Here is a 16,060-nt window from a genome sequence, read left to right as displayed (position 1 = left end):
GTGACCCGTGACCTCGACCCTTGCGCTGTCCGACACGTTCGGCTCCGACCTCGTGCGGGGGATCGGCGCGATCCTGCTGTACGGCGTCGTCGGCCTGCTGCTGATGTTCGCCGGCTTCTACGCGATCGACTGGACCACGCCGGGCAAGCTGTCGAAGCTCGTGCACGCCGGCCTGCCGAACGCGGTGATCGTGACCGCGTCCGGGCTGCTCGCGATGTCGTTCATCGTCGTGGTGGCGATCTTCAACTCGGCGAGCGACCTCACCGAGGGCCTGATCACGTCGCTGGTCTACGGCCTGCTCGGGATCGTCGTCCAGGTGGTCGCCGTCCGGCTGCTGGAGTGGGCGACCCGGATCGACGTCGCGTCGACCATCGAGAGCGAGAAGTTCGCCCCGGTGAGCGTCGTCGTGGCAGCCGCGCACATCGGCCTCGGTCTCGTGGTGGCGATCGGCATCTCCTGAGCCTGGCTGCGTTCGCCCGGTCGCACTAGCGTGGGGCGCGTGCGCCTGCTGAGGACACCGGACGACCGGTTCACGGACCTGCCCGACTTCCCCTTCGAACCCCGGTACGCCGAGTTCGGCGACCCACACGGCGGCGTGATCAGAGTCGGCTACGTCGAGGCGGGCCCGGCGGACGGCCCGGTCGTGCTGCTGCTGCACGGCGAGCCGAGCTGGTCGTTCCTGTACCGGAAGATGCTGCCGGTGCTGGCCTCGGCCGGGCTGCGCGCGATCGCGCCGGACCTGGTCGGCTTCGGCCGGTCCGACAAGCCGGGCGACCTGGCCGACCACACGTACGCGCGGCACGTCGAGTGGCTGCGCGCGTTCGCGTTCGACGCGCTGGACCTCCGCGAAGTGACGCTGGTCGGCCAGGACTGGGGCGGGCTGATCGGCCTGCGGCTGGTCGCCTCGGACCCGTCCCGGTTCTCTCGGGTGGTGGCGGCCAACACGGGCTTGCCCACCGGAGACGTCGACATGCCGGCGGTGTGGCACTCGTTCCGCGAGGCCGTGCAGAAGGCGCCGGTGCTGGACATCGGCAGGTTGGTGCAGTCCGGCTGCTCGTCTCCGCTGTCCCCCGAGGTCAGGGCGGCGTACGACGCGCCGTTCCCGAACGAGATGTACAAGGCGGGCCCGCGGGCGATGCCTGCGCTGGTGCCCTACCGCCCGGACAACCCGGAGTCGGCGGCGAACCGAGCGGCGTGGCGGACGTTGACGGAACTGGACCTGCCGTTCCTGGTGGCGTTCTCCGACGGCGACCCGATCACCGGCGGGATGGCCCCGATTCTGCGGCGTTCGATGAAGGGCGCGCAGGGGCTCGACCACCCGGTGATCACGGGCGCGGGCCACTTCCTGCAGGAGGACGCGGGCGAGGAGCTGGCCGAGCACGTGGCCCGGTTCGTGCGAGGTTAGGGCGCAGGCCGGGCCGGGGGGCGCAGGCCGTCCATCAGGAGGTCGAGCAGGCGGGCGGCCTGGGCTTCGTGCTCGGGGCGGGGGGCCACGGTGAAGATGCCGATGAGGGCGGCGGCGATGTCCTCGGCGGTGACGTCGGAGCGGAGGTCACCCGCCGCACGTCCGGCGTCGAGGATCGTGGTGATGGCCGCCAGCAGCTCGGTCCGGGTCCGGGCATGGGCGATCTCGCCCGCCTCGATCATCGCGAGCAGCGTGTCGAGCATGCCGTTCTTGGTGGCGATCCAGTCCCCGAACAAGTCCATCCAGTGCCGCATCGCCGCGGCGGGCGGCAGCCGGTCGAGCAGTTCGCGGGCGCCGGCCGTCAGCCGCTCGACCTGGTCCCGGTAGACCGCGTCGACCAGCGACTCGCGGGTCGGGAAGTGCCGGTAGAGCGTGGCGATGCCGACGCCGGCCTCGCGGGCGATGGCCCGCATCGACGGCTCGGCGCCGGCCGCCACGAACATGCGGGTCGCCACCGCGAGCAACTGGTCGCGGTTGCGGGTCGCGTCCGCCCGCAGCGCGCGCGCCTCCGCCGCCTCCGCGGCAGCGGCTCGCGCTCCGGTGGTGGTGCCGTCAGCCATGAAACGGAGCATAGTCCGTTTCATCGCGTTCGCTCATCCGCCCAGTGCCGCGTGGGTGGCCGCGAGCGAGTCGACCAGGATGTCCAAGCCTTCCTGGGCTTCCTCCGCCGTCAGCGTCATCGGCGGCCCGAGGCGCAGCACGTTCCCATGCAGGCCGCCCTTGCCGATCAGCAGTCCGCGCTTCTTCGTCTCCTCCAGCATCCGCGCCGCCGCCGGGACGTTCGGCTCCGTCGTGCCCGGCTTGATCAGCTCCACGCCGATCATCAGCCCCTTGCCGCGCACCTCCGCCACCAGCGGTGACGCGGCCGCCCGCAGGCCGGACAGCAGCTGCGCGCCCCGGGCCGCGCAGTTCGCCTGCAGGTCGTGGTCCTGGATGTAGTCCAGCACCGCCGTCGCGCCGGCCATCGAGACCGGGTTGCCGCCGAACGTCGAGAACGACTGGGCCTGGAAGCAGTCCATGATGTCGCCGCGGGCCACCACGCCGCCGACCGCCAGTCCGTTGCCGAGCCCCTTGGCGAACGTCATCATGTCCGGCGTAACGCCGTGGGCCGTGATGCCCCAGAAGTGCTCGCCCGTCCGGCCCCAGCCGGTCTGGACCTCGTCCGAGACGAACAGCACCCCGTACGAGTCCAGGACCTCCTTCATCGCGCGGAACAGCCCGTCCGGCGGCAGGCTGAACCCGCCGACGCCCTGGATCGGCTCCGCGATCAGGCACGCGACGTCGCCCGCCGTCGCCGTGTCCAGCACGTCCACCAGGTCCGCCACGCACGCCTTGATGTAGTCCGCGTCGGACAGATCGCGGAACGGGCTGCGGTACCGGTACCCGCCGTGGACGTAGCTGACCTTCACCGGGCTCAGCGCCGACGCCGACCAGCCGCGGTTGCCGGTGATGGCGACCGTCCCGAACGAGCGCCCGTGGTAGGAGTTGCGCATCGCCAGCACCTGGTTGCTGCGCCGGAACTGCGTCGCCAGCATCAACGCCGTGTCGTTGGCCTCGCTGCCGGAGTTGGTGAAGAACACCTTCGCGTCCGGGATGCCCGACAGCTTCGCGATCCGCTCGGCCAGCTCCACCTGCGACCGGATCAGGTACAGCGTCGAGGTGTGCAGGATGCCCGTGTCGAGCTGCTTGCGGACGGCGTCGCCGATCTCGGCGACGTCGTAGCCCATCGAGTTGGTCAGCACCCCCGCGAAGAAGTCCAGGTACGTGCGGCCCTGCGAGTCGGTCATCCGCCGGTCGTGCGCGTGCACGATCTCGATCGGCTCCTCGTAGAGCAGCGACATCCAGGACGGCATGACAGCGCGGTGCCGGGCCAGCAGCTCGTCGGTCATCGGGCGCCTCCTCAGGGTTTCCCTGGAGTATGGGGACGCCGTGAACAGGGCTTCAACGATCAGACTGTCGGGATAACCCAGTACGGCCGCACAGTGTGTACGGACTACCCTCTGTCTTCGTGATTGACCCCAGGACTCTGCGCGAAGACCCGGAAGCCGTGCGCGCGTCGCAGCGCGCCCGTGGTGAGGACGAGGGAGTGGTCGACAAGCTGCTCGCCCTCGACTCCCGGCGCCGGTCTTCGATCGCGGCCGCCGACAAGCTGCGCAACGAGCAGAAGCTCCTGGGCAAGCAGATCCCGAAGGCGCCGCCGGCGGAGAAGCAGCAGCTGCTGGCCACGGCCAAGGAGCTCGCCGCGCAGGTCAAGGCCGCCGAGGCCGAGCAGAACACCGCGTCGGAGGAGTTCGACCAGCTCTTCCGCACCGTGCCGAACCTCGTGCACCCGGACGCGCCGGTCGGCGGCGAGGACGACTTCGCCGTGCTCAAGCACGTCGGCGAGCCGACGAAGTTCGACTTCACCCCGCGTGACCACCTCGAGCTGCTCGAAGGCCTCGGCGGGGTCGACATGGAACGCGGCGCGAAGGTGTCGGGCTCGCGGTTCTACTTCCTCACCGGCGTCGGCGCGCAGCTGCAGCTCGGCCTGCTCAACATGGCCATCGCCCAGGCCCTCGAGAACGGCTTCACGCCGATGATCACGCCGTCGCTGGTGCGCCCGGAGATCATGGCGGGTACCGGCTTCCTCGGCCAGCACTCGAGCGAGATCTACCACCTCGAGGACGACGACCTGTACCTCGTGGGCACGTCGGAGGTGCCGCTCGCCGGCTTCCACGCCGACGAGATCCTCGACCTGACCGAGTCGAAGCGCTACGCGGGCTGGTCGTCCTGCTACCGCCGTGAGGCCGGCTCGTACGGCAAGGACACGCGCGGCATCATCCGCGTCCACCAGTTCGACAAGGTGGAGATGTTCGTCTACGCCAAGCCGGCCGACGCCGAGGCGGAGCACGAGCGGCTGCTCGGCTGGGAAGAGCAGATGCTGGCCAAGATCGAGGTGCCCTACCGGGTGATCGACACCGCGACCGGCGACCTCGGCACGTCGGCGCACCGCAAGTTCGACTGCGAGGCGTGGATCCCGACGCAGGACACCTACCGCGAGCTGACCTCTACGTCGAACTGCACGACGTTCCAGGCCCGCCGCCTGTCGGTCCGCTACCGCGACGAGAACGGCAAGCCGCAGATCGCCGCGACGCTCAACGGGACGCTGGCCACCACCCGGTGGATCGTCGCTATCGTCGAGAACCACCAGCAGGAGGACGGCTCGGTGCGCGTGCCCGAGGCGCTGCGCCCGTTCGTCGGCGGCAAGGAAGTCCTCACCCCGCGCTGAATCGGGCGGATCCGCGTGCTGTTGTCGTTCGTCCCAGTACAGTCCGGGCCGAACGGGAGGATTCATGCGCGTGAAGTGGCAGGTCGTGGTGGCTTCGGCGGCCTTGACCGTGGTGTCCGGCTGCACGGTGGCGGTCAGCGGGTCGGCGTCGCCCGTGCCGGGCCAGGGTCCGGTGGCCCAGGCCGTCGACGCCTGCTCGCTGCTGACGCCGGAGCAGGTCGACGCCCTCGGTTACGAGTCGCCCGGCCGGTCGGTGCCGGAGAACAAGGACCACGATCAGACGGCGATGTGCCTCTGGAACACCAAGGACGACGTCGAGCCGTCGGCCATCCTGAACGTCGGCTACACGAAGGACATGGACTTCAACGAGTTCATCGCCGGTGCCGTCCCGAAGTCCCAGCCGGAGCAGATCGGCGGCCTCACCTGGACGCGGTACGCCTCGATCCTCGCCGACGACTGCGTGCTGTACACGATCCTCGGGGACCGGTCCTTCGCGTACGTGAGCGTGTCGGAGCCGCCGCTGGAGAAGTCGTGCGAGCTGGCGAAGGCCGCGATCCCGCAGGCCGCCGCACACCTGCCGGGCGGGCAGCCGGCGCCGCCGATCACGCCGACGACGTCGGCGAAGCCGGAGCCGGGCGGACCGCTGCTGTCGGCCGATCCCTGCGCGATGCTGAAGCCCGATCAAGTGGCGCAGCTGAAGAACATCTCGCCCACCGGCGAAAAGGACACCTCGTCTTCGGTGCCGAACGCGACCTACTGCCTGTGGGACGACACCGACGGCGACGAGGGCCAGAAGGCGTTCGAAGTCTGGTTCGGCCCGAGCACGCCGGTCGGTGAGTGGCCGGGCGCGAAGGGCGTCACGCCGGCCGAGACCGTCGACGTCGGCGGCCGGAAGTGGGGCCTGTTCCCGAACATGGGCGGCCTGCGCGTGACCTGCGGCGCGACGCTGGCGATCACCGACACGTCGTCGGTGCAGGTGGTCAGCGGGTTCATCGGCGACGACTCCAAGACCTGCGATCTGGTCAAGCAGGGGCTGCCGCTGGTGACGGCGAACCTGCCGGGCTAGTCCTTCGCGACCTGGTCGGCGATGTGGCGCGCGATCTCGAGCGCGCTCGTCGCGGCCGGCGACGGCGCGTTCAGGACGTGCACCTGGTCGCGCGCGGTCTCGATGAGGAAGTCGTCGACGAGCGAGCCGTCGCGGCGCATCGCCTGGGCGCGCACGCCGGAGCCGTGGCGGACGATGTCGTCCTCGGTGACGGCCGGGACCAGCCGGGCCAGGCTCGCGGCGAAGCGCTTCTTCGAGAACGACCGCCGGACCTCGTCGAGCCCGGTCGGGAACGCGTACTTGCGCGCGAGCCGCCAGATCCCGGGGAAGGCCGCGACCTCGGCGACGTCCTTCGCGGAGAAGTCGGCCCAGCGGTAGCCCTCGCGGCGCAGGGCCAGGACGGCGTTCGGACCGGCGTGGACGCTGCCGTCGAGCATCCGCGTGAGGTGCACGCCGAGGAACGGCAGCGTCGGGTCCGGCACCGGGTAGATCAGGCCGCGGACCAGGTGCCGCCGGTCCGGCTTGAGTTCGTAGTACTCGCCGCGGAAGGGCACGATCCGCGCGGACGGCGTCAGCCCGGCCAGCCGCGCGACGCGGTCGGAGTGCAGGCCGGCGCAGTTGACCAGCGCGTCGGCGGCGACGACGTCGTCCCCGGTGGCGACCTCGACCCCGCCGGCGCGACCGGCCCGGATGGCCAGCGCGGGACTGTTCAGCCGCAGGTCGACGCCGGCTTCGTCGAGCAGGCGGACGAGCGCGTGGCAGACGCCGGGGAAGTCGATGATCCCGGTGGACTCCACGCGCAGCGCGGCGACGCAGGCGACCTCGGGCTCGTACTCGCGGGCCTCGGCGGGCGAGATCTTCTTCGCGGGAACGCCGTTGGCTTCGGCCCGCTCGGCGAGGGTGTTCAGGGCCGGCACCTCGGCCTCGCTGGTGGCGACGACGAGCTTCCCGCACACCTCGACGGGCACGCCGTACTGGCGCGCGAAGTCCACTATGGACCGGTTGCCGGCGACGGACATCCGCGCCTTGAAGGACCCTGGCTTGTAGTAGAGCCCGGCGTGCACGACGTTCGAGTTGTGCCCGGTCTGATGGGCCGCCCAGCGGGACTCCTTCTCCAGCACGGTGACGTCCAGCCCCCGCCTGGTCAGCTCCCAGGCCACGGCCAGACCGACGATCCCGCCCCCGACGACCACCACGTTGCGCACGATCGACCAGGCTACGCGAGCGGTGAAGGGCCTGGCCAAGCGGCTGAGACGGCGTCAGTCCGCCAGCCCGGCCGCGGTCAGCGCCTTCTGCGCCCCCATCCCCAGCCCGGCGCGGTAGGCGCGGTCGAACCCGTCCGTCCCCAGCGAGCCCCGCACCCTGGCTCGCACCGACGACGCGTCCGGATCCCCGGCGATCGCCGTCCCGCGCACGCCTGCCGCCGCGCCCAGCAGGACCGCGGCCTGCTCCGGGGCTTCCGCCGTGCCCGCCAGGCCCTCCAACGCGAACGCCACCACGTCGCCCGCGTGCCAGCGGCGGCCCGTCAGCAACGCGTCCCGGTGCAAGGCCGCGGCCTCGGCGGGACGGCCCTCCACGGCCGCCAGCCAGCCCAGCGCGATCAGCGCCGACGCCCGGGCCGTTTCCGCCGCGAACGACCCGCCCGTGCACACCGCCAACGCGCGCTCGCAGAGGTCGCGACACGCCGCAAGGTCACCCGACAGCCGCGCCAGTGTCGCCAGCCCGACGTACGCCGCCGCGCGGGACTCCGGCATTCCCGAGCGCCGAGCCGTTGCCGCCGCCAGTTCGTAGTCCGCCCGGGCGCCGGCCCGGTCGCCCGCGAGCAGGCGCGTCCACGCGCGGCGGCAGATCAGGTCCGCGGCGTCGTCGGTCGCGCCGATCTCGGACATCAGGCCGAGTGCCTCGTCCATCAGCGGCAAGGCGGCGTCGTGCTCGCCGCGCCAGGTCAGCAGCAGCGACAGGTGGTCGAGCGCCATCGACAGGCCCCACCGCTCGCCGAGCGCGCGGAACTGCGCCGCGCCCTCGCGCAGTCCCTCCTCCGCCGCGGCCAGGTCGCCGGCCATCATCGCCCGCAGGCCCATGCCCGTCGGCAGCAGCGCCCAGCCCCACGCGTCTCCCTGCGCCAGAAGGCCCTCGCCGCGGCCGAGCACCTGCTCGTCGTCGGCAGGCGGCCCCACGACGACGCCCATCAGCATCACCAGCATCGGGTTGCGCGGCGACCAGTCGCCGTCGGCCGCGTAGCGCCGGACGAGCGGCAGGTGCTGCTCCAGCGACTCGTGCGGCTGCCCGGACAACGCGCCGAGCACGCACACGAGGAACTCCTCGGCGTACTCCTCCTGCAGCTCCGGCGGGCACTGCGAAACCACGGCCAGCGAAAGCACCGCGCCCTCGGACCGCCGTCCGCGCATCCACCAGTACATGGCCAGCAGCGGCACCAGGCGCAACGCCAGCGTGACGTCGTGGTCGGTCGCCCAGCGCAGCGCGGCCAGGAGGTTGTCGTACTCGGCGTCGACGCGGTCGAGCCATTCCAGCTGCGCCGCGGTCCGGAGCATCGGATCGGCTTCCTCGGCGAAGCGCAGGAAGTACTCGGCGTGCGCGCGGTGGTACGTCTCCGCCTCGCCCGCTTCGGCGAGCTTTTCCGCGCCGAACGCGCGGATCGTCTCCAGCATCCGGAACCGGCCGCCGACGGCTTCGACCAGCGACTTGTCGGCCAGCTCCAGCACGAGCGCGTCGTCGGCGCCGCAGACTTCGGCCGCCGCCGCGAGGGTCGCGCCGCCGGGGAACACCGACAGCCGCCGGGCCAGTTCGCGTTCCTCGTCGCCGAGCAGCTCCCAGCTCCACTCGACGACGCCCCGCAGCGACCGGTGGCGTGCCTCGGCCGTCCGGCTGCCGCGGGCCAGCAGCCGGAACCGGTCGTCGAGCCGGGTCGCGATCTCGCCGAGCTCGAGGCCGCGGACCCGCGCCGCGGCCAGCTCCAGCGCGAGCGGCAGGCCGTCGAGCGCCGCGCAGATGTGCTGGACGTCGCCGATCGTCGACTCGTCGACGGCGAACGCGGGATCGCTCGCGGCCGCGCGGTCGGCGAACAACCGGACCGCCGGGTACGTCAACGCTTCCGCCGCGGGCGTGCCGGGCGGCGGGACGGCCAGGCGCGGCACCGGCGCCAGCTGCTCGCCGGTGATGCCGAGCGGCTCGCGGCTGGTGGCCAGGACCCGCAGGCCCGGGCACGCGGCGAGCAGCCGCCCCGCCAGCCGGGCCGCGACGTCGACGACGTGCTCGCAGTTGTCGAGCACCAGCAGCATCGAGCGGTCCCGCAACGCCCCGACCAGCCGCTCGGCCGGGTCCTGCGGCCCGCCGCGCGAGCTTTCCCGCAGGCCGAGCGCGCCGAGCACCGCGCCGGCCACGCCGGTGCCGTCGTGCGCGGCCAGCTCGGCGAAGGCGACCGGCCCCGCCTCGGCCGCCGCGACCTCGACGGCGAGCCGCGTCTTGCCGGTGCCGCCCGGCCCGGTCAGCGTCACCAGCCGGTTGCGGGCCAGCAGCTCGGAGACCTGCCGCAGCTCGCCGGACCGGCCGACGAAGCTGGTCAGCTGCGCGGGCAACGCCGGAACCGCCGGCTTCTCCGGCTCGCCCCGCAGCACGGCGAGGTGGGCTTCGGCGAGTTCGGGGCCGGGGTCGGCACCCAGCTCGTCGGCCAGCGTGCGGCGGGCGTCCTCGAACGCGGCCAGCGCGTCGGCCGGGCGGCCCGCGGCGGCCAGCGCCCGCACCAGCTGCGCGCGCGGCCGTTCCCGCAGCGGCTGCGCGGCGACGGTCTCCCGCAGCCCGGCCAGCACGTCCTCGGCCTGGCCCAGCGCCAGCCGGGCCTCGACGTGGTCGTCCGCCGCGTCGGCCCGCAGCTCCTCGAGCCGGGTGGCCTGCGCGGCGGCGAACGGCGCGTCCGCCAGGTCGCTGAACGCGGGCCCGCGCCACAGCGCCAGTGCGTCGCCCAGCAGCTGCGCGGCGCGAGCGGCTTCGCCGTTCTTCAGCAGCGCCCGGCCTTCGCACAGCAGGCGTTCGAAAGCCAGGGCGTCAACTTCGTCCGGTTCGACGGCCAAGCGGTACCCGGCCGCGGTGAACTCGACCGGGGCCAGCTCCTTGAGCGCCGTCCGCAGCCGCGACACCTGCGACTGGAGGGCGTTCGCGGTGCCTTCGGGCGGGTGCTCGCCGTACATGCCGTCGATCAGCCGTTCGGCCGGGACGAACCGGCCGGCCTCCAGCGCGAGCAGCGCGAGCAGGGTCCGCGAGCGGGGGCCGCCCATCGTCACCTGCGTGCCGTCCGGGCGCCATGCGGCGACCGCCCCCAGCACCCCGAATCGCATGCGTTCAGCCTAGGACGTCCGCGACCGGCGGGGGACGTCACTCGAAAATGGCGTTGGGTGTGGGCCTGTGAGCCGGCTGAGCGCGCGTCTATACACTTCGCCGGGTCCCCACGCAATGGGAGAGGTATGGCGTCCGACAGCATTGCCCTCGGTCAACCGACCGTCGGCGAAGAGGAGCTCGCCGCCGTAGCCGAGGTCTTCCGTTCCGGCTGGCTGGCCGGCGCCGGCCCCGCTTGCCGTCGTTTCGAGGAGCGGTTCGCGCAGGTCACGGGCACCGCGCACGCGTTGACCACGGCGAACTGCGGCTCGGCGCTCTTCCTGGGCCTCAAGGTCCTCGGGGTGAAACCCGGCGACGAGGTCATCGTCGGCGACTACACGTTCCCGGCCACCGGCCACGCCGTCGTGCAGGCCGGCGCGACCCCGGTGTTCGCCGACATCCGCCCGGACATCTTCAGCGCCGACCCGGCGCACGTCGAAGCTCTCGTCACCCCGCGGACCGTCGGCATCCTCGCCGTCGACGTCGCGGGGCAGCCCGGTGACTTCGACGAGTACCGCGCGATCGCCGACAAGCACGGTCTCTGGCTCTTCGAGGACGCGGCGTGCGCCGCCGGCGCGACCTACAAGACGCGCCCCGCCGGCAGCCTCGCCGACCTGGCCGCGTTCTCCTTCCACGGCCGCAAGGGCATCACCGCGGGGGAGGGCGGCGCGCTGGTCTCCGACCGCGAGGACCTCATCGCGCACGCCCGCAAGCTGCACACCTACGGCATCGAGCCGGCGATCAGCCGCGAAGGCTCGGACACGCTGCCGATCCCGGAGTTCCACGAGCTGGGCTGGAACTTCCGCCTGTCGGACGTCCAGGCCGCGATCATGAACGTCCAGCTCGACCGCCTGCCGGACCTCCTCGCCGCCCGCCGTTCGGTCGCGAAGCGCTACCACGAGGCTTTCGCCGACGTCGAGGCGCTGACCGTGCCGGTCGAGCTGCCCGACCGCGAGCACCCGTGGCAGGCGTACCTGCTCACGGTCGCGCCGGAGGTCAGCCGCGACACGCTGGCCCTGCGGATCCGCGAACAGGGCGTCCAGTGCAACTTCGGCACCTACGCCTCGCACCTGCAGCCGATCTACGGCCCGCAGGCGCCGCTGCCCGTCTCGGCCGACGCGTTCGCGCGTCAGCTGGCGATCCCCATGCACGCCAACCTGACCGACGCCGAGGTCACGCGCGTCGCCGAGGTCGTGCGCGAAGCCGTGCTGTCCCTGTCCTGAAGCCGCCTACCGAGGAGAAATTGGTGTCCGACAAGAAGGTGCTCTTCACCGGGGGCGGTGGCTTCATCGCCGCGCACGTGATCCCGCTCCTGATCGAAGGTGGCTACACGGTCCGCATCTTCGACAACATGACGCGCGGCGACCGCGCCCGCGTCAACGAGTTCGTCGCCACCGGCAAGGTCGAGCTGGTCGAGAAGGACGTCCGCTACGGCGGCGCGGTCCGCGAGGCGATGCGCGGCTGCACGCACGTCATCCACTTCGCGACCGTGTCGATCAACAAGTCGATCGCCGACCCGCACGAGTCGATCGACATCAACATGATCGGCAACCACAACGTGTTCGCGGCGGCCGCCGACGAAGGCGTCGAGCGCCTGGTGTTCGCCTCGACGGCGTCGGTCTACGGCGACCCGAAGCGGCTGCCGATGCACGAGGACGACGAGCTGCGCCCGCTCACGCCGTACTGCATCTCGAAGCGCGCCGGTGAGGACCTGCTCGGCTTCTACGAGCGCACCGAGGGCCTGTCCTGGAACGCGCTGCGGTTCTTCAACGTGTACGGCCCCGGCCAGAAGATCGAGGCCTACTACACGTCGGTGATCAACCACTTCATCCAGCGCCTGCGCGCCGGCCAGCCGCCGATCATCGACGGCCGCGGCGACCAGTCGATGGACTTCGTGCACGTCACCGACCTCGCGCGGGCCGTCGTCGCGGCGCTGGAGTCGGAGCGGGCGAACCTGCCGATCAACATCGGCACCGGCATCGACACCTCGATCGCGGCGCTGGCGAAGATCCTCATCGAGGCCGTCGGCGTCGACGTCGAGCCGCTGTTCAACGAGCGTGACGTGCTGGTCTCGCGCCGCGCCGCCGACATCAGCCGCGCCCGCGAGGTGCTGGGCTGGGAGCCGCGGATCACCGTCGAGGACGGGATGCGGGAACTGGTCAAGGAAACGGAGTGAGTGCCACCGCGGGGCCGGCCCGAGGACGTGCGATGCGCATCGCGGTGGTGAACAACTTCTTCCCGCCGCGCGTGGGCGGCAGCGCGCACATGGCGGCGTCGCTGGCGGCGGAGTTCGTCAAGGCCGGGCACGAGGTACTGGCGATCACGGCCGCGTACGGCGAAGCCCCGGCCGAGGAGGAGCGCGACGGCTACCGCGTCGTGCGGCTCCCCGCGGTGAAGATGCCGCAGATCGGGCTGTCGATCGACTTCGACATGAGCTTCACGGCGCTGCGGCCCGGTAACTGGCGGCGGCTGTGGAAGCTGCTGGACGAGTTCCAGCCGGACGCGGTCCACCTGCACGGCCAGTTCTTCGACCTGTCGTGGCTGGCCGGCGTCTACGCGCGGCGGCACGGCATCCCGGCCCTCCTGACCATCCACACGCTGCTGATCAGCGACAACAAGCTGTACGGCGGCGTGTTCCGGTTCCTCGACGCGGCGCTGGTCCGGCCGATCCTGTCCTACATCCGGCCGCGGTACGTCATCCTCGACAAGCTCGGGGTCGACTACTGCGTCGAGCGCTATGGCACGAGCGACGCGAACTCGGAGTACTTCCCGATCGCGGTCGACACCGGCCACTTCGCGAAGCCGGTGACGAAGGACGTCCGCGCGGAGCACGAAGTCGGCGACGCGCCGCTGATCGTCTCGCTCGGGCACGTCATCCCGCTGCGCAACCGGCTGCCGCTGATCGAGGCGTTGCCGTCCATTTTGGACAAGCACCCCGGCGTGCGGGTGGTCGTGGTCGGCCGCGTCTACCACGACGCGTTCCTCAAGCGCGCGGCGGAGCTGGGCGTGTCGGACGCGCTGGTCGTCACGGGCGCGGTGCCGAAGGAGGACGTCCCGGCGTACTTCGCGGCGGCGGACATCGTCACGCACGACCTGAACGGCGGCTGCGGCACGGCGTCGCTGGAGGCGATGCTGTCCGGCACGGCGACGATCGCGTCGGTCACCGAGGACAACTACCCGGGCATCGAGCTGCGCAACGGCGAGAACGTGCTGCTGGTCCGCCCGGACGACTCGGAGGCCGTGGCGCGGACGGTGATCGAGCTGCTCGACGACCCGGATCGCCGGGCCCTGATCGCGCAGCGGGAGAGCGAGCTGGTGCGGGCGAACTTCGGCCTCGACGTCGTCGCGGAGGAACACCTCCGCACGTTCGAAAAGCTGGTGTCGGAAGCCGATGTTCTTCGATGACGAGCGCAGCCACCGGCTGCGCCCGCAGATCCTGACCGAGCTCGTCTCGCAGTACATGAACGACGCCGAGCGCGCGGCGTTCTACGGGCTGCCTCCGACGTGCCGCGTGCGCGAGCGCGTCAAGATCATCAGCCCCGAGAACCTCAAGATGGGCGACCACTGCTGGATCGGCGAGGGCGCGGCGCTCGACGCGAGCGGCGGCCTCGAGATCGGCGAGCACACCAGCATCGGGCTGAACACGCTGATCTTCACCCACTCCAGCTGGCTGGCGAACATGACGCTGCAGAACCACTCGGGCAGCGACCTGATCGAGCGCAAGCCGGTGAAGATCGGCAAGGGCTGCTTCATCGGCGGCCTGGTGGTGATCATGGCGGGCGTGACGATCGGCGACTTCGCGACGGTGCAGCCCAATTCGGTGGTGGCCAAGGACGTCCCGCCGAGAACGCTGGTGGCGGGCAACCCGGCGCGGGTGTTCCAGCGTTACGACGAGGAGTACATCCAGTCCGAAGTGGAGCGCGTACGGGCGGAGAACGCCCGCCGCCGGGCGATCGCGGAGGAACGCGGAGAGTCTTCGGGCTGGGGAGCGCCACCGGGCGACTTTCCGGAGTAGTTTCGGCGGGTGACTGGGGAATCTCCGGCGGAACGGCCCGACGACCGCGTTCCGTCCGTACTGCGTTTCGCGACGGAACTCGTCGCGTGGGTGGCCGCGCCGTGGGCGCTGGCCGGGTGTTCGTGGGTGCTCGCGGTGCTGTCGGTGGTGGTGCTGATCGGCCTCCCGACGTGCTTTTCGACCCCGGGCGACAAGGCGAAGGTGCTGATCGCGGTGCCGGGCTGGGTGACGATCCTGCTGGTGCTGCTGCAGCTCGTCGCGGCGGTGGTCAGTTCATGGCTGGCGTGGCCGATGTGGGCGGCTCTTGCCGTGACGCTGCTGGCGGCGGCCACGGTGGTCACCGAGCGCCGTCGCTGGCAGTGGCTCGCCGTCCGCCGGGGGTGACAATCCGATCGGCTGTGAAGTGGATGACGGCGGCGCCGGCGCCGACCGCCGGCGCCGCCGTCTCGAAAACCGCCCGTCTGGCGGTGGGCTCCTGCGCACGAAAGCGCACGGTGACAATCTAATGCGCTGTGACCCAGTGCGAAATATCGGTTACGCAACGTTTCGATCGCGCATCCGGCGCGTACGCTCGGGATGATCGAGAAAGCAACCTTTCCCGCGGCCCGGCCGTCGCTGGGGGAGGAACGGGGGTGACGCATGGCGCGCGGCGACGACGAGTTCGCGGAGTTCGTGCGCGCGTCCTCCGCCCGGCTCACCCACGCCGCCTACCTGCTCACCGGTGACCGCCACCAGGCGGAGGACGCCGCTCAGACCGCCTTCACCCGCACCTACGCCGCCTGGGCGCGGGTCCGGCACAAGGACGCCTACGGCTACGCGCGGACCGTCCTGGTCAACCACGTCATCGACGGCTGGCGGCGGCCCATCCGCGAGTACGCCACCGAGGCGATGCCCGACCGGCAGGACCGGCTCGACGTCGACCAGGCCGTCACCCAGCGCGCCTGGCTCGCCGCCGTGCTCAAGACGCTGACCGAACGGGAACGCGCGGTCGTCGTCCTGCGCCACTTCTTCGACCTGCCGGAAGCCGACGTGGCCCGTGAGCTGGGCGTTTCGCTGGGTACCGTGAAGAGCACGAACTCGCGGGCGCTGGCCAAGCTGCGCGTCGAAGCCGGCACCGAGGACACGCTGATCGGAGGGAGCGGGCGATGAACGACCTCGACGACTTCCGCGCGGCCCTCCGGCAGCCGCCCGACGAGCCCTTCGCCGAGCCCGACCTCGCCCGGATCATGGCCGACGGCACACGCCTGCGCCGTCGCCGCCGCGTGCTGACCGGCGCGGCCGGGATCGCCGCCGCGGCCGCTGTCGTGCTCGTCGTCGCCTTCGCCGTCCAGGTGCGGCAGCCCGCGCCCGCCCCGGTCGCGCAACCGCCGTCACCCGTTTCCGTGACGCCGACGGCCAGTGCGCCACCCGCGGCGGCGCCGATGGGCGACGTCGTCGGCACCGGGATCCAGACGAAGTCCGGCGAACTCGTGTTCTTCGCGCGGGCCGTCGACCTGCCGGAGCTGCCGGGCGTGCACTTCGGCCTGGTGGCGGGCTTCCGGTCCGGCAGCTCGCTGCAGTCCGTGCTGATGGCGAACGAGATCCGCGGCTCCGACCGCTCGTTCGGCTTCCACGCCACCGACGGCGGCGAGCTGGCCGGCAACGAGCGGATCCCGGTGTTCGGCTACTTCGCCGGCCCGGCGGCCCGCATCACGACGACGGTGCACGGCAGGACCGTCGAAGCCAAGCTGGCGAGGTGGACCGAAGACCCGAACGTGGTCATCTTCTGGTTCGACCCGGCCGCCGTCCCGAACTCCGGCGTCCTCACGCCGCTGATCGCCTACGACGCGGCGGGCAAGCGGCTCACCAGGTAGGCGGTACCGGCCGGCGCGTAGGGAG

The 16,060-nt window shown here is 71.8% G+C and carries 15 protein-coding genes; 11 read left to right on the top strand and 4 right to left on the bottom strand.

Annotation, left to right across the window (positions count from 1 at the left end; all coding sequences use genetic code 11):
* Positions 1-7: 7 nt before the first annotated feature.
* The gene (locus BT341_RS05170; RefSeq protein ID WP_072475169.1) at positions 8-460 is read left to right on the top strand and encodes a DUF350 domain-containing protein; all 453 of its coding nucleotides are present in this window, start codon (positions 8-10) and stop codon (positions 458-460) included.
* Positions 461-499: 39 nt separating this feature from the next.
* Positions 500-1,405 carry a haloalkane dehalogenase gene (locus BT341_RS05165; protein ID WP_177328745.1) on the top strand — a complete coding sequence of 302 codons (906 nt, stop codon included), beginning with the start codon at positions 500-502 and terminating at the stop codon, positions 1,403-1,405.
* Here the strand turns inward: BT341_RS05165 and BT341_RS05160 are convergent.
* Positions 1,402-2,025: a TetR/AcrR family transcriptional regulator gene (locus BT341_RS05160; protein WP_072481790.1), complete on the bottom strand. Its 624-nt coding sequence runs from the start codon at positions 2,023-2,025 to the stop codon at positions 1,402-1,404. The genes BT341_RS05165 and BT341_RS05160 overlap by 4 nt on opposite strands.
* Before the next feature lie 33 nt (positions 2,026-2,058).
* Positions 2,059-3,354 (bottom strand): aspartate aminotransferase family protein, encoded by a 1,296-nt coding sequence (locus BT341_RS05155; protein WP_072475167.1) that lies wholly within the window; start codon positions 3,352-3,354, stop codon positions 2,059-2,061.
* A 119-nt stretch (positions 3,355-3,473) separates the two neighbouring features.
* Here BT341_RS05155 and serS point away from each other — a divergent pair, with 119 nt between their 5' ends.
* Both serS and BT341_RS05145 read left to right on the top strand, forming a co-directional pair.
* Complete coding sequence (serS, locus tag BT341_RS05150; RefSeq protein WP_072475166.1) at positions 3,474-4,733, top strand: serine--tRNA ligase; 1,260 nt, start codon at positions 3,474-3,476, stop codon at positions 4,731-4,733.
* A gap of 64 nt (positions 4,734-4,797) precedes the next feature.
* Positions 4,798-5,799 (top strand): DUF3558 family protein, encoded by a 1,002-nt coding sequence (locus BT341_RS05145; protein WP_072475165.1) that lies wholly within the window; start codon positions 4,798-4,800, stop codon positions 5,797-5,799.
* Here the strand turns inward: BT341_RS05145 and lhgO are convergent.
* Positions 5,796-6,983 (bottom strand): L-2-hydroxyglutarate oxidase, encoded by a 1,188-nt coding sequence (gene lhgO, locus BT341_RS05140; protein WP_072475164.1) that lies wholly within the window; start codon positions 6,981-6,983, stop codon positions 5,796-5,798. The two genes, BT341_RS05145 and lhgO, sit on opposite strands and share 4 nt — an antisense overlap.
* Before the next feature lie 54 nt (positions 6,984-7,037).
* On the bottom strand, positions 7,038-10,130 hold the full coding sequence (locus BT341_RS05135) for an AfsR/SARP family transcriptional regulator (protein WP_072475163.1): 3,093 nt from the start codon (positions 10,128-10,130) through the stop codon (positions 7,038-7,040).
* 126 nt (positions 10,131-10,256) lie between these two features.
* On the opposite strand from BT341_RS05135, the gene BT341_RS05130 reads away from it, so the two are divergent.
* The 7 genes from BT341_RS05130 to BT341_RS05100 all read left to right on the top strand — a co-directional run bounded on the left by BT341_RS05130 (position 10,257) and on the right by BT341_RS05100 (position 16,035).
* Positions 10,257-11,390: a DegT/DnrJ/EryC1/StrS family aminotransferase gene (locus BT341_RS05130; protein WP_072475162.1), complete on the top strand. Its 1,134-nt coding sequence runs from the start codon at positions 10,257-10,259 to the stop codon at positions 11,388-11,390.
* A 23-nt stretch (positions 11,391-11,413) separates the two neighbouring features.
* Positions 11,414-12,343, top strand: coding sequence for an NAD-dependent epimerase/dehydratase family protein (locus BT341_RS05125; RefSeq protein ID WP_072475161.1), 930 nt, complete (start codon positions 11,414-11,416; stop codon positions 12,341-12,343).
* Between the two features lie 32 nt (positions 12,344-12,375).
* Positions 12,376-13,572, top strand: a complete 1,197-nt coding sequence (locus tag BT341_RS05120) for a glycosyltransferase family 4 protein (protein WP_072475160.1) — start codon at positions 12,376-12,378, stop codon at positions 13,570-13,572.
* Entirely contained in the window at positions 13,559-14,182 is a 624-nt protein-coding gene (locus BT341_RS05115; protein WP_072475159.1) for an acyltransferase, read from the top strand. Before BT341_RS05120 ends, BT341_RS05115 begins: the two co-directional genes overlap by 14 nt.
* A 9-nt stretch (positions 14,183-14,191) precedes the next feature.
* On the top strand, positions 14,192-14,566 hold the full coding sequence (locus BT341_RS05110) for a hypothetical protein (RefSeq protein WP_072475158.1): 375 nt from the start codon (positions 14,192-14,194) through the stop codon (positions 14,564-14,566).
* Positions 14,567-14,821: 255 nt separating this feature from the next.
* Complete coding sequence (locus tag BT341_RS05105; RefSeq protein ID WP_072475157.1) at positions 14,822-15,331, top strand: SigE family RNA polymerase sigma factor; 510 nt, start codon at positions 14,822-14,824, stop codon at positions 15,329-15,331.
* The gene (locus BT341_RS05100; protein WP_072475156.1) at positions 15,328-16,035 is read left to right on the top strand and encodes a hypothetical protein; all 708 of its coding nucleotides are present in this window, start codon (positions 15,328-15,330) and stop codon (positions 16,033-16,035) included. The genes BT341_RS05105 and BT341_RS05100 overlap by 4 nt, the downstream gene beginning before the upstream one ends.
* Positions 16,036-16,060 lie beyond the last annotated feature (25 nt).

This window comes from Amycolatopsis australiensis, assembly GCF_900119165.1.
Lineage (GTDB): Bacteria > Actinomycetota > Actinomycetes > Mycobacteriales > Pseudonocardiaceae > Amycolatopsis > Amycolatopsis australiensis.
Note: the sequence above shows the minus strand (reverse complement) of the source record. Positions and strands in the feature narration are given on the sequence as shown.